We start from the raw sequence: 13,627 nt of genomic DNA on the forward strand, positions 1-13,627 counted from the left end.
AACGGCAGGAATTTCCCGAACGGAGTCGTAATAACTGGATTTGTAACTCCTATAATGGCAGCGGATACCTATCCGCCAGGGCCGAAAAGGGCAAACCCTCCGAAAGGTGGGGACGCAAAGCCACGGGCCTAAGGCCCCTTGGGGTACGGCAGCCGGGTTGCCGGGGTAATGAGCCAGGCGCCGGGGGGTCGCCTGGTAATTTTTATAGGGGGGTAGAACCGTGAAGACCAGAAGGAAACACCTGCGACAGGGTATGGGGAGACGGCTGACGATCTGGTTTCTGCTCTTGGCTCTGGTACCTCTGATAGGTGTGGGGTTCCTAAATACTTATATGGCTATGAATCAATCTACCCGTTCTACCGAGGCCGACCTCCAGCTTATGGCCTCCCTTGCTGCCGACCAACTCGACGGCTGGGTCCGGGGGGAGGTGCAGAAGCTGCAGATGTATTCCCTGAACGAAGCCCTGGTGACCGGCACCCAGTTCGATCGGACCGATGCGCTGAAGGCAATGCTCGAGCAGAATAAACCCAACGCCGAGATGTTCTTTCTTGCTGAAGCCTCTGGGGAAGCCCTGAATACCTGGGGACCCAAGATGAACGTTATCGATACCGACTACTTCCGGGCCATACGCAGCGGCCAGGATTGGGCGGTGTCCGATCTTACTGCCAACGAATATACCGGCAACAGGTCGATCGTAATCGCCGTGCCCGTAGAAGGGCCCACGGGATTTGTGGGGGTCCTCGGAGCCTGCTACAGTTACCGCGTGATTCAAAACGTGGTTGGAAAGCTGAAATTTGCCCAAACCGGGTATGGCTATGTGGTGGATTCTACGGGCAAGGTTATGGCGTATCCGGACGAGAGCCAGATCGGCCAGCTCAACCTTACCCAGACCGATTCCGAGAGCGTGAACCGGGTGACGGCCAAGATGCTTCAGGGCGAGCCGGGTATAGACCGCTACACCTATGACGGAGATGATAAACTGGTGGCCTACAGCCCCGTGCCCTCCACCCGCTGGGTGGTGGCGCTCACCGCCCCCACCGCCGAGGTCTACGCCGGGGTTAATGCCATGACCCGAACCACGATAATGATCGTGGTGCTGGTTGCCGTGGCCATAATCCTGGCTTCGAGAACTGTCAGCGGGCAGATCAGCAGACCCATAATGAGGCTGGCCGGCCAGGCGGAGGAACTCGCCACCGGGGATCTGACGGTAAGTATTGCCAGCGGTTTTCGGGACGAGCTGGGAATTTTGGCTGAAGCGATGAAGAGGATGGTGACCAACACCACCGCGGTGTTGCGGTCGGTAGTGGGAGCCGCGGCTGACCTGGAAAGGGCGGTTAAGGAACTGTCTGAAGCAGCGGAAGCCACTTCCCAGGCCTCGGAACAGGTGGCGGAAACCATCTCCCAGGTCTCGGCCGGTGCCCAGACCCAGGCTCTGACGGTAGGAGAGGTGACCGCCGCGGCGGAAAAGACCCAGGAGCAATTGGTGGGGCTGGGAGAGAACATAAGCCGAATCGCCCGGCATACGGAAGAGACGGTAGACCGGACCCGGCGCGGAGAGACCACGCTGCAGGAGTTGGCCGGCCGGGTGCAGACGGTGGCGGAGAAGGCGGGGAGGGTAGGCGAGGCCATGGTCCGGCTTACCGAACGGGCCCGGCAGATCGGAGGCATCACCGAGGTAATCACCGGTATAGCCGAGCAAACCAACCTGCTGGCGCTCAATGCGGCCATTGAGGCGGCGCGGGCGGGGGAGGCCGGCCGGGGCTTTGCGGTGGTGGCGGATGAGGTGCGCAAACTGGCCGAGGCCTCCAACCAGCAGGCCCAACAGATCGCCGGCCTTATTTCCCAGGTGGTAGAGGAAGTAGAAAAGGCCTCGCAGGTGACGCGGGAGACCGTGCAGGTGGTGGAGGAAGAGACGCGGATCGGCGAGCAGGCCTGGCAGGAGTTTACGGGAATAGCCCGGGCGGCTCAGGACATGGCCGAGTTGCTGCGGCAGGCGGAGGCCCAGGCAGGAGTGGTGAGGGAACAGGGTCAGAAGATCGTGGAGGCCATTACCGACATTGCCGCCACCTCGCAGGAGAACGCGGCCTCGGCGCAGGAGATAGCGGCTTCCGCTCAGGAGATGAGTTCGGCCGCCCAGAGCATAAGCGCCAGCACCGAGAACCTGGGAGCCTTGATGCAGCGATTGAAGGAGCAGGTGGAGAAGTTCAGGCTGCCGGAGGAGCCGGAGCCAGGCCCGGGGCCGGCCATGGTGGAGGCAGAACCGATCGTCGAGGCTTTGGCGGAGCCTGCTCCTGAGCTCGGGGCGGTCGGGGAGGAGGTATCGGCCGAAGCGCAACAGGCGTAGCCCCTGGTGTATCCCCAATCTGCCCTGGGCGGGACTGCTTGCCGGGCAAAACTAGGGACGGCGAGGCCCCGCCCTCCCGGGGCGGCCGGCGCAGATCCCGCCACCGGTCCCGGCAACCTTTCGGTCGGCGGAAACCGCCGAAGAAGGCGGGATGCGTTAACACCTTGTATGCAGTATGCTTGCGGGCAGGAAAAATTGCCTTGTCGGCGAATAAACATAGATGTCGGCCCTGGCCGAACCAAAATATGCCGTTGGACGGGGGGCATGGAACCATGGCCGTTCGGATTGGGATAAACGGTTTTGGTCGGGTTGGGCGTTTAGTCTTGCGAGCTGCCAACGGTAGGCCAGGAGTAGAAGTGGTTGCCATCAATGGGTCCATTGACGCACGTACCAACGCCCATCTGTTCAAGTACGATTCGGTGCACGGCATCTATTCTGGCGAGGTAGAGGTACGGGAGAACAGCATAGTAGTAGACGGTCGGGAAATCCGGGTATTGGTGGAAAGGGATCCGGAGAAGCTTGCCTGGGGGGACCTGGGCGTAGACCTGGTGGTGGAGGCCAGCGGTACACTCACCGATGCCCAGAAGGCCGCGGTGCACCTTCGTAAGGGTGCCAAGCGGGTGGTCATCACCGCGCCGGGGAAGAACGAGGACGCTACTCTGGTTATAGGGGTCAACGCGGAGCTCTACGATCCTGCCCAACACCGGGTCGTTTCCTGCGCCTCCTGTACCACCAATTGTCTGGCGCCGGTAGTGAAGGTGTTGCACCGGGAGTTTACCATCCAGCGCGGCCTGATGACCACCGTTCATGCCTATACCAACGATCAGCGCATCCTGGACCGCAGCCACCGCGATCTGCGGCGGGCGAGAGCCGCCGCCCTTTCCATTATTCCTACCACCACCGGGGCGGCCAAATCCATAGGGCTGGTAATCCCGGAGCTCAAAGGCAAGTTCCACGGCTTTGCCCTGCGGGTGCCTACCCCTAACGTGTCGGTGGTGGATCTGGCGGTGGACGTGAGCCGTCCGGTGACCGCAGAAGAGGTTAATGCCGCTTTCCGTCGGGCGGCGGAGAATGAACTTAAGGGTATCCTCGCCTACACCGAGGAACCGCTGGTTTCTATGGACTTTAACGGCAATCCCCATTCGGCCATCGTAGACGGCGGGCTGACCATGGTGATCGACGAGACCATGGTGAAGGCGGTTGCCTGGTACGACAACGAGTGGGGTTATGTCAACCGGGTGCTGGACCTGGTTCAGCTTATGGCCGAGCGAGGCATCTAGAGGGAAAATGGCCTTTTAACCGGCGGGCACGGGTTATTTGTTCGGCAGGGTTCGGCCGAGGCCACGTCGAATTGTCTTCTTTGGTGAACGGATATGCCTGGGCCCGACCGGAAGCGGCAAGCTGGTCCCTACGGCGAGATGTGGGCGGAGGACAAGGTGGACCGAGGCGAGGCCGAGGCTGGTCCCTGCTTGGTCTTGGTCTACCGTAGCTCCGCCTTTTTCCGTTTCGGTCATCGCTTACGAGAATGCCTGGAGGGCGTGCTTTCCACCGCCACGTCCTACTTTGGATTCGGCGAGGCTCACCTGCTGCTCCTGCGGAGTGGCCACAAGGCCGTGTACCTTTGCGCCGGCGAGGCCGCCGGCCGGGGCCGGGAGCAATACTTGGCCGGTTTGGAGGACCGCCCCCTTTTGGAGCTTTCCCCCGAGGCCGGGACCAACCTGCCCATGATTCTGCGGGCCGGGGATCCGGTCGGGGTTATCGAGGTGGGCATTTTTCACGCCGACGGCGAGCAGGCGCGAGCGCTGCTCCACAAGGTAGTCCCCCTGGCCCGCCACATAGCCGACCTGATTCAGGACTCCCTCTTCCGGCCGCAAAAGCGTTCCCACCTGCGGCGGCTGGCGGTGTGGCTGGAAACGGTCAGCGCCATCAGCTCTACCCTGGATCTGAAGCAGGTGCTGCACCTGGTAACCCAACTGGCCGCCGATCTCCTGCGGGGGCGTTGCTCCATTCTCTTGCTGGACGAGGAAACCCAAACCCTGGTTCCGGAAGTGGCGGTGGGGGTCTACGATCCGGTACTGAAGAAGAAGTTCAAGAACCTAAAAGGACGCCAGCCATTTCCGGCCATCGTGCGGGCCTTGAAGACCCAGCGTCCGGTGGTAGTGACCCCGGAGAACATGGACGAGTTGATCCCTCCCGACGTGACCACGGCCTTCGAGCTGCAGTGGACGGTGTACGCGCCGATCGTGATCCGGGGCCGGGGCGTAGGGGTGATGCAGGTGGACCGGCCTCCGTATCCCTCGGCGGTGGGCTCGCCTTTCTCCCGGGAGGAGATTGAGATTATTGCCGCCATGGCCAAGGAGACCGGCATCGCCCTGGAGAACGCCCAGCTGGTCGAGGCCCTGGCGCGCAAGGAGCAGACCCTGCACAGCCTGGTCAACAAGATCATCACCGCCCAGGAAGACGAGCGCAAACGGGTGGCAGGCGAAATCCACGACGGCGTTATTCAGGCCCTGTTGGGTATCTGGTACCGGCTGCAGCGGCTGACCTCCCAGGCGGGCGGTACGCCTGCAGCCGAGTTCTGGTCCGAACTAGAGCGCCTGCGGGACGAACTCGGGGGCCAGATACAGGACATCCGCCGCATCGTCTACAACCTGAGGCCATCGGTGCTCGATAACTACGGTTTGGTTCCCGCCATCCAGGCCTACATAGAGACTCTGCAGGCCGGTTCCGGTCCGCTCATCGAGATGGTCAGCCGGGGGACGGACCGCCGTCTGCCGGCCAACATCGAAATCACCCTGTACAGGGTGCTGCAGGAAGCGCTGGCCAACGTCATCAAACATGCCCAGGCCACCGTGGTACGGGTGGAACTCACTACGGAGGCGGAGGCCGTGACTTTGGAGGTTAAGGACAACGGGCGCGGCTTCAGCGCTCCGCCCGGTACCTGGGCTCAGGGGCAGCAGCATCTGGGACTGGCGAGCATCGAGGAGCGGGTGTTGCTGGTAGGCGGAACCTGCCAGATTCGCTCTCGGCCCGGCCAGGGCACTACGGTCAAGGTGGTTATTCCCGTTTCCGGTTCGCAGGAACGGCCGGCGGTCGGTCTAAGTAGAGGAGGAGGCTAGAGTTGGCGGTCAGGGTGATGATAGTGGACGATCACCCTATGGTACGGGAGGGGCTGGTGGCCATGCTCGGTCCCTATTCCGATCTGGAGGTGGTCGCCACCTGTGCCGACGGCGAGGAGGCGGTGGTCGCGGCGCCGAGCGTATTGCCGGACGTGATACTGATGGATATCCGGATGGGCGGTCTCAACGGGTTTGAGACCACCAGGCGCATCCTGGGCGAAAACCCCCGGGTAAAAGTGCTCTTCCTGACCATTTACGAGGACGCCGAATCCATCCGCCAGGCCCTGCAGGCGGGGGGGAGCGGGTACATTCTCAAGCAGGTTACCCAGGAGAAGCTGGTGGAGGCCATCCGCCGGGTCTACCGGGGCGAAAAGGTGATCGACCCGGAGCTTTTCGGCCGCGTGGTGAACGACTACGCCCGTCTGGCCCAGGGAGTGGGGGCGGACGCGGCGGCAGGAGCCGAGGAGCTTACGGTTCGGGAGCAGGAAATCCTGCGTCTTTTGGCCCGGGGCTTGACCAACAAGGAAATCGCCGCGGCCACGCATCTGGCCACCGATACGGTTAAGACCCATCTGCGCAACATCTACCGCAAGCTGGGGGTGAGGAACCGCTCCCAGGCGGTTTCCGTGGCCCTCAAGCTGTTTCACCGATAGGTCTGGGTTTTGTGTTTGGTCCTTGCCTTGGTGCCGGCCGATATTGCGCCTTCCGGCCTTCCGGAGGCCTGGCACCCGTAGAGGCTCCTGCCACCAGAGTCCCGGTGGTGAGGTCAGGCAGGTGGCCCCGGGTGCCAGGCCGGTAGTAGGTGAAACGCCATGGCTCGGGACCGGAAGGCGGTTTCGGCCCGGGTACCGGTCGCACTCCCCTTATTTCTCGGTGTAGTATCCGGGCGGGTCGTCACAACGGTCGTCACGGCGGCGCCGCGGGCAGGGGATCATTACTATCTGGCCGATCTGCAGGTTCTCCGGGTCGGCGCAGGGATTGAGGCGCAGGATCTCGTCCAGATCTACGCAGTAGCGGCGGGCCAGGTTGTAGAAAGTGTCGTCCCGCTGGATCACGTGCAAGATATACCGGCGCCAAAAGTATTCGCCGCCGGCCCAAAGGGCTTCGTTCTCCGCCATTTTCTTCCCCCCTTTCTCCTTCCAATCTATGCAACAGGTGGAAGAGGGGTGCGCCGCCGGCCCGCAGCCCGTTTCCCACCGCGATCCGGTCGGCCCGGCACCGGCCGCCGCTGCGCGTGCGTACCGGGGTGCGGGCACGAGCCAAGTGCCGGAAGCCGCGGCCGGATAGTTCTTTTGGTGGGCGAGGTTGGATCTTTTAGTGGGCGAGGTTGGACGCCCTGCGAGGGCCAGGCAGGAATGGGCGATCGGCCGGGATCGGGCTTAGGGCAGGACCGTTCTCACCGCCAGGCGGCAGCCGTCGCTTATGAAGGTGACGGCGCCGTGTTCATCGGTGCGGTAGAGGGGAACGGAGCGGGCACGCCAGAAGGCGAGAACCTGTGGGGAGGGGTGGCCGAAATCGTTGCCTTCCCCCACGGAGATAACGACCACCTGCGGGTCGACTGCGGCCAGAAAATCCTCCGCCAGACCGTTGGCGCTGCCGTGGTGGGGCACCTTAAAGACTGTGCTCTTCAAGCTACTAGGCAGGGCGCCAAGGGCATCTGCCTGGCGTAGATCCTGCATGGCTGCCGCCTGAATATCTCCGGTGAGCAGGAAGCCGGTCTCTTTGTAGGTACATTTCACCACCAGGGAATAGTCGTTTTCCGTCCACTCCTTCGTTAGGTTGAGGCCGTCGCCCGGGGCAGGGGGGTTGAGAACCACCAGCTCCACCTCCGGGTCCAGTAAGATGCGGTGGCTGCGTCTTACCTCCCGGTAGGGGAGGTGTCGGCTATCGAGGAAGGCGGTAAAGGCTTCATAGGAAGCGCCAAAGCAGGATTGGGGCGGCAGCAGCACCAGGGAGGCCGGGATTTTCTCCAGGACGGAGAATAGCCCCTCGATATGATCACCGTGCGGGTGGGTGCTGATCACCAGGTCCAGGTGCCGGACCCCGCGCCGCTGCAGGAACGGCACCACCGTCTTCGCTCCCGGATCGTAGTTGGATTGCCGCCCTGGCGGCGGGCCCCCGGCGTCGATCAGCACGTGCCGGCCCCCGGGGGTACGGAGGTAGATCGCATCCCCCTGGCCCACGTCGAGGAATACCACCTCCAGCCGGGGGGTACCGAGCGGCAGGCAGGCGGCGAGCAGGGCCAGGAGGAGCGCCGTAACCGGCACCGGCCACAGGCGCTTCCAGGGTATCCGGGCCCGTTGGCACCAGGCCTCGCGGGCCAAGATCAGGCCGCCGAAGTAGAGGGCCGCGCTCCAGGGGCCAGGCCGGGGCACGGTCAGGGCCAGGCCCCTGACTTCGGAGAGGGCGGCCAGCAGAGAACCCAGTCCGTCCAATAGCCCCCCGCAGGCCAGGGTAAGAGCACCGGCCATCGCCGGCCACAACCCGGCCAGAGGTATGAGCAGCATCCCCAGGATGGTTACCGCCCCTATGGCCGGCAGGACTAACAGGTTGGCCAGCAACGCTCCGGGGGAAAACAGCTGAAAGTAGTAGGCAATGAGCCAGGCTACCCCGGTCTGGGCGGCCACGGTAACGGTCAGGTACCTGCGCCAGGGAGGCAGTACCGAGACCGTGGCTTCGAGCGTGGGGTTCAGGTAGATTATTCCCCAGGTGGCGGCCAGGGACAGCAGCAACCCGGGGCCCAGGAGTTCGTAGGGTCGCCAGAGGAGAATTACCAGGGTGGCTGCGGCCAGGGCCGTGTACGGGTCGGCCTCCTCCTCCCGGACCATTGCCCCCAGCCCCACCAGGGCCATTATCCCCGCCCGGGTCACGGAGGGGGTGAAGCCGGTCAGGACCATGTAAAAAAGGATCAGCAACCCGCCCAGGGCCAACTGCAGGGCCGGGGCGCCACCCGGCAGGCGGGCCAGCACCAGGGCCAGAAAGAGCACGAAGCCCACCTGCTGGCCGCTCACGGCGAACACGTGATACGTGCCTAAGGTCCTGTATACTTCCACGTCTTCCTCGTCGAGTCGCTCCTGGTCGCCGAAGAGCACGGCGGCCAGGGTGCCCGCCTCCCGGGCCGGCAGGGCCGACTCGATGACCGCCAGCGCCCGCGTCTTTACGCCGTACACCCACTCGAGGATGAGGTTCTTCGGCCGGTGGCCCAGCAGGCGCACGTCGGTCGGCTCCACGCTCATGCGGGTGAAGACCCCGCGCCGGGCCAGGTAGGCGCGGTAGTCGAACTCGCCCGGGTTGCGGGCGGTGGGAGGGAGCCTGAGCTGCCCGTAAACCCGCAGCACGTCGCCGTAGCGGTAGCTCGGATAAGGGACGTGCGTGACGACTGTCCGGTTGGTCGGGCGTGGAGTGGCGGCCTGGGGGATTTCGTCACCTGCCGGTTCCTGGGCGGTATTTGCCGACCTTTCGAGCGGTCGATATACGACCAGCTCTACCTTCTCCTTGAGCGTTTCCCGCCAGTTCTCCTGGCGGGCTTCCCACGCCTCCAGCACGTAGACGGTGCGGTTGGCGTAGACCTTGGGCTCTTCCGCCACCCGGCCGGTAAGGTAGAGGTGGGTGTGAAGGTCGTCCAGGAGGGTGGATTTCTTGGAGGCCGTATCCAACCGGGCCCAGGCCGCGCCCAGGAAAAAGAACAACGCCACCAGGAGCAGGGAGACCAGAGGCCCATTAGTGAAGGCGGCAACGGGGTTTCTCTGGGAGCCCACGGGGCCCAACTCCGCAACCGAACCTGTATCTGCTTCTTGGGAAGCAGTACCCTTAGCGGGCTTCTCCCGAGATTTGCCGGGGCCGCCCAAGGAGCTATAGACCAGCGCGGCCGCCACCCCGGCCAGACCGGTCACCAGGCCCAGGAAGCTCAAGGGCCAAGAAGATCCGTACCCCGCCGCGACCCCGGCGGCAAAGGCCAGAGTAACTATTACTAGGGGACGCGTTTCCATACCCGTGAGGTGGGCGGATTCGGCTTCGGCGGGACGGCACGGACTGGCAAGAGGTTTTCTGCCGAGTGGATGTTTTACGCAACTCTACCCGTCCTCTGGGGATGCCCACCTTAGGGGTGGGTGGCCATTGGTCCGACCCCGCCCAAGTGGCCTTTCAAACGGTCGCGGCGCCGGCGCCCGACTCGTCCGCGCTCTCCTCTTCCGGCGAGGCACCCGGCTCCCGCCCCGCCAACTCTTCCCGGTACACGGTAACGTCCGGTGGCGCTTCTATCCCCGGCCTTACTTGCTCCCCAAAAGGTATGGGTTCTCCTATGAGCTTTAACCCCTTGAGGTGGCCCTGGATGGCTTCCTTTGCCCTCTGGAGTGCCTCTTCCCTAGTGCGGCCGTAAGTAAAGCAACCCGGAAGCGCCGGCACCGAGACGTGGTAGGCGTTGCCTTCTCTGTCCCACTCCAGGATAACCTTGAATCCCCGCTCCATCCCGCCCACACCCCTTCCTTAACGTGAGGTATCGGACGACTGCACTGCCAAGGCCTATTCTACACTACTCTTGGGATCATTACAACGAAGCCCTGAAACCCGGCGCGGGGTTCGCGGCAAGCATCAGGCGGGTAGTGCTTTACCTGTGGCCGGCGTCGTTCGTAGTAGTCCGAGTTTGGCTACCCGCCTGTAGCGCACCGGGACCGTCCTCAGTTGACAAACCCCACAGGGCAACCACCAGGACGGCCAACGAAGCAATGAGTAACCGTAGAGAGCGGGTCGGGAGCCCACCCGTCTGGGCGGCCTCACCAAAAAGCGGAAGCGACACAACTGTCAAGCAGAACGAATTGACCGGTGGGAAGCTTGGGTTGCCTCTGCCCAATATGCAGACTTATAATGCCTGTGTAAGAAAGCTAATGCCTGTGTAAGAAAGCCCTTGAAAAGGTGAAGCATTTAGCTATGGCTTTCCCGGAAGAATCAGATTGGCTGGGGTCTTCATCAGCGAATAATGCGGCGTCAGTTTTGCTTTTTCCCAATCGCGGGTTTTTTAGAATCGCAGGTTTTTCAACTTGGGTTGTCACGTGCTTAGACTGTTATCGTTACGGACCCCAGGACAGTTGCGTTCCGAAAAGTGCGTGACAAAGCCTGCCCCGATGGGGGCTTTGGGGTAAAGTGAAGGTCCTTTCGTAGATAGGCTGTGAAAGGCGAGGGGGGAACCTGGAGCCTTGAGGGGCACGTGATGTCAGAGAGGTCATATCCGGAGGGAGGTGGACTGATGGCGGATTGCATGCTTGAAGTAATAGAAGTAAGCAAGCACTTTGGGGGCGTTAAAGCCCTCGATAAGGTCAGTTTTAGAGTGTACCGCAATGAGGTGGTTGGTCTAATAGGGCCGAACGGTTCGGGTAAAACGACACTCTTAGATGTAATTTCGGGGCATACTGCGGCAACCGGCGGCAGGGTTCTGTTTAGGGGAAAGGATATTACGCGTCTTGGTGCTGCGTCGATTGCCCGGCTGGGAATCCGAAGGTCCTTTCAGACAACCAGTCTCTTTCAGGACTGTACCGTATTGGACAACCTCTTGATTGCTTGTCATCTCCAAGACAAACGTCACCTGCTGGATTTCAAAAATCAGAAGAAACATGAGTTAGATTTAGAGAGGGAAGCGAACGGCGTACTCGAGTTTGTAGAGATTCCACGGTCTTATGCCAAGCGCATGGTGTCCGAGCTAAGTACGGCTGACCAACGCCGATTGATGGTAGCAATGGCAATTATTAACCAACCATCGATGATTCTATTGGACGAACCGTCGGCAGGCATGATTGTGAGTGAACGGGATGATTTCAAACAGATTCTGGCTAAAACACGTGACCGCGGCATTACCATCTTGATTGTGGAGCACCACGTACGTCTATTGTCCGAGATCTGCGACCGGCTGGTTGTTCTTAACTTCGGACGGGTGATTGCCGACGGAAGTCCGCAAGAGGTACAACAGGATCCCGTTGTAATTGAAGCGTACCTGGGAAGGAGTGCCGCCGTCTGCGCCTCATGACTGCCCGCGCACCGGATTGCCCAGCCGTGAAGAATAGGCGAAGAGTGAAGCGTTCGAGGAAGGAGTAGTGCGAGCGTGCTGTCGGTCGAAGATCTGCATGTGGCCTGGGGAGATATTGAGGTCGTACACGGGGTCGATTTCGCCGCCAGGGAAGGCGGAATCACGGTCATCCTTGGGCCAAACGGAGCGGGAAAGACGTCCATCATGAAGGCAGTCATGGGGATGGCCCGGATAACAAAGGGAGTAATTCGCTTTGAAGGTGTGGACATTACGCGTTTGAGCACCAAGGAGCGGATGCGGCGGGGAATCGCTCTTTGCCCAGAAGGGAGGCTCGTCTTTCCTGCTCTCTCGGTCAGGGAAAACCTGGAACTCGGCGCCTATTTGAGGGCGGATAAGTCGGGCATTCAGGAGGATCTCGACCGCTTCTTCACCTGGTTTCCGATTCTAAAGGAACGGTGTAATCAACCGGCGGGAAATCTGAGCGGCGGGGAACAGCAGATGCTTGCCGTCGCGCGCATGCTGATGTCGCGCCCGAAACTGGCCCTGCTCGATGAGCCCTCACTGGGACTGGCACCTATGCTGGTGGAAAGAATTGGAGAATACATCCGGAGGATTAACCAAGAAGGCACGTCCGTCTTGCTGGTTGAGCAAAATGCTCATATGGCTCTCTCCATTTCCGATTTTGCCTACGTGATAGATGCCGGTTCCATCGTGAAGGGAGGTGCCAGTAAGGAACTGGTATCGGACACATTCGTCCAAACCGTCTACTTGGGCGTCTAATCTGGTGCACGGCCTAAATCTGATTATGCGAGAGAGGGGAGATAGAGGCAGATGAAAAGAGCATGGATCGGTATACTCCTTATCCTAGCGCTGGTAGCGACTATTTCTTGCGTGGGCGGCTGTGGGAAACCGGCAGCCGATTCCGGTACGCAAGAAGAAGTGGGAAAGATCGTTATTGGTGAGACGGAGCCCCTGACAGGGCCGATCGCCGTTTACGGGGTACCGGAATGCAACGCTACCAAGCTTGCGGTAGACGAGATTAATGCGGCGGGTGGCCTGGAGGTAAACGGAAAGAAATACAAGATCGAGCTGGTACAACTGGATGACCAATTAAACCCCACCCTGGCATTTCAAAATGTGAAGAAACTGGTAGAGGTCCATGGTGCCCAGTTCCTTATCGGTTTCACCAACGCCGCAATGATAATGCCGGCGATGTCGTACATTCAGCAGAAGAAGATCCCCGTGGTTGTTGGGGGTGCCCCGGATGAGATAATTACGGCAACGCCGAACCCTTACGTGTTCCGGATGCGCCCGCCCACGGCCTATACGGCGTTGGCCACGGGGAAGTTCATCTACAATGAATTCGGCGTGAGGACAATGGCGGTTATCGGCACCGTTTCCGAGCAGGCGCTCTTCAAGGATATAGCCGAGGGCACAATGAAGGGGTTCGAGGCCATGGGCGGCAAAGTGACCAGCGTCCAGGACTTTAAGTCGTCGCAGCAGGATATGAGCGCCCAGATTACCGCGGCGCTGGCGACGCAGCCCGACGCCATATATGCCCTGGCGCCCATCGAGTCTCAGGCTTTTGTGTACAAGCAGCTGAGAGAACTCGGCTATAAGGGGAAGATTTTCGGTTTTAGCGGAGGCAACGTAAAGCAGTTCACCAAGATTTGCACCGTTGATCAGCTTGAGGGGATATTCGACCTCATTCCCGCCGAGATCAACCCGACGGACACGAGCATCAACGGTCCCGGTGCAGATGCATTTGTAGAAAACTACAGGAAGGCCTTCGGAGAGGATCCGCCGCCGGTAGCCGGATACACCTACGACGCCATGAAGACGTTGGCGGCCGCGATTCAGGCGGCGGGCACCCTTGACCCCGACGCCGTGGTCCGGGAACTGGAAAACCTGGCAGTGCCCGAGGGCCTTGTACTGCAATGGGTCCCGGTGGAAGGAAAGCTGTTTGACAGCAGCCATCAGGCGTATATTCCGAATGCGGCCTTCGTCTTCCAGGGCGGGAAAAAGGTGGTCTACAAACTGATGGACAGCCCCATTGCCGAATACTCGAAGAAACTCGCTGAGGCCAGGGCCAGCAACAAGTAGTCTGGGTCGGTCCCCCCTCCCATCCCCCGCACCTTCCATAGGTGC

At 61.2% G+C, this 13,627-nt stretch carries 10 protein-coding genes, 1 pseudogene and 1 riboswitch; of the genes and pseudogenes, 7 read left to right on the forward strand and 4 right to left on the reverse strand.

The genetic code is table 11. The features are described from left to right. Positions 1-79: 79 nt before the first annotated feature. Positions 80-165: riboswitch (cyclic di-GMP riboswitch) on the forward strand. A gap of 55 nt (positions 166-220) precedes the next feature. From NUV99_06190 to NUV99_06205, 4 genes are all read left to right on the forward strand, one after another. After that, entirely contained in the window at positions 221-2,344 is a 2,124-nt protein-coding gene (locus NUV99_06190; GenBank protein ID MCR4419712.1) for a methyl-accepting chemotaxis protein, read from the forward strand. Positions 2,345-2,616: 272 nt separating this feature from the next. Beyond that, positions 2,617-3,624, forward strand: a complete 1,008-nt coding sequence (gap, locus tag NUV99_06195) for a type I glyceraldehyde-3-phosphate dehydrogenase (protein MCR4419713.1) — start codon at positions 2,617-2,619, stop codon at positions 3,622-3,624. 156 nt (positions 3,625-3,780) lie between these two features. Then, positions 3,781-5,463 (forward strand): GAF domain-containing sensor histidine kinase, encoded by a 1,683-nt coding sequence (locus NUV99_06200; GenBank protein MCR4419714.1) that lies wholly within the window; start codon positions 3,781-3,783, stop codon positions 5,461-5,463. Positions 5,464-5,465: 2 nt separating this feature from the next. After that, positions 5,466-6,116, forward strand: coding sequence for a response regulator transcription factor (locus NUV99_06205; GenBank protein MCR4419715.1), 651 nt, complete (start codon positions 5,466-5,468; stop codon positions 6,114-6,116). Positions 6,117-6,326: 210 nt separating this feature from the next. On the opposite strand, the gene NUV99_06210 is transcribed toward NUV99_06205, so the two are convergent. The 4 genes and pseudogenes from NUV99_06210 to NUV99_06225 all read right to left on the reverse strand — a co-directional run bounded on the left by NUV99_06210 (position 6,327) and on the right by NUV99_06225 (position 9,930). Continuing rightward, positions 6,327-6,581 carry a LysM domain-containing protein gene (locus tag NUV99_06210; protein MCR4419716.1) on the reverse strand — a complete coding sequence of 85 codons (255 nt, stop codon included), beginning with the start codon at positions 6,579-6,581 and terminating at the stop codon, positions 6,327-6,329. A 261-nt stretch (positions 6,582-6,842) separates the two neighbouring features. Beyond that, positions 6,843-9,452 carry a DNA internalization-related competence protein ComEC/Rec2 gene (locus NUV99_06215; GenBank protein MCR4419717.1) on the reverse strand — a complete coding sequence of 870 codons (2,610 nt, stop codon included), beginning with the start codon at positions 9,450-9,452 and terminating at the stop codon, positions 6,843-6,845. 154 nt (positions 9,453-9,606) lie between these two features. Then, positions 9,607-9,765 (reverse strand): carbon storage regulator, encoded by a 159-nt coding sequence (locus NUV99_06220; GenBank protein MCR4419718.1) that lies wholly within the window; start codon positions 9,763-9,765, stop codon positions 9,607-9,609. Continuing rightward, a pseudogene (locus NUV99_06225) lies at positions 9,739-9,930 on the reverse strand (type II toxin-antitoxin system HicB family antitoxin). The gene NUV99_06220 and the pseudogene NUV99_06225 overlap by 27 nt, the downstream one beginning before the upstream one ends. A gap of 775 nt (positions 9,931-10,705) precedes the next feature. On the opposite strand from NUV99_06225, the gene NUV99_06230 reads away from it, so the two are divergent. The 3 genes from NUV99_06230 to NUV99_06240 all read left to right on the forward strand — a co-directional run bounded on the left by NUV99_06230 (position 10,706) and on the right by NUV99_06240 (position 13,582). Continuing rightward, positions 10,706-11,479, forward strand: a complete 774-nt coding sequence (locus tag NUV99_06230; GenBank protein ID MCR4419719.1) for an ABC transporter ATP-binding protein — start codon at positions 10,706-10,708, stop codon at positions 11,477-11,479. 75 nt (positions 11,480-11,554) lie between these two features. Further along, positions 11,555-12,259 (forward strand): ABC transporter ATP-binding protein, encoded by a 705-nt coding sequence (locus tag NUV99_06235; protein MCR4419720.1) that lies wholly within the window; start codon positions 11,555-11,557, stop codon positions 12,257-12,259. 51 nt (positions 12,260-12,310) lie between these two features. Then, the gene (locus tag NUV99_06240) at positions 12,311-13,582 is read left to right on the forward strand and encodes an ABC transporter substrate-binding protein (GenBank protein ID MCR4419721.1); all 1,272 of its coding nucleotides are present in this window, start codon (positions 12,311-12,313) and stop codon (positions 13,580-13,582) included. Positions 13,583-13,627 lie beyond the last annotated feature (45 nt).

Source organism: Clostridia bacterium (genome assembly GCA_024653205.1).
GTDB lineage: Bacteria > Bacillota > DSM-521 > Neomoorellales > SLTJ01 > JANLFO01.

What these genes read in the sequence shown, in the direction of transcription:
- NUV99_06210 (MCR4419716.1), bottom strand. Translation starts at nt 6,581, where the DNA reads ATGGCGGAGAACGAAGCCCTTTGGGCCGGCGGCGAATACTTTTGGCGC.
- NUV99_06215 (MCR4419717.1), bottom strand. Translation starts at nt 9,452, where the DNA reads ATGGAAACGCGTCCCCTAGTAATAGTTACTCTGGCCTTTGCCGCCGGG.
- gap (MCR4419713.1), top strand. Translation starts at nt 2,617, where the DNA reads ATGGCCGTTCGGATTGGGATAAACGGTTTTGGTCGGGTTGGGCGTTTA.
- NUV99_06240 (MCR4419721.1), top strand. Translation starts at nt 12,311, where the DNA reads ATGAAAAGAGCATGGATCGGTATACTCCTTATCCTAGCGCTGGTAGCG.
- NUV99_06230 (MCR4419719.1), top strand. Translation starts at nt 10,706, where the DNA reads ATGGCGGATTGCATGCTTGAAGTAATAGAAGTAAGCAAGCACTTTGGG.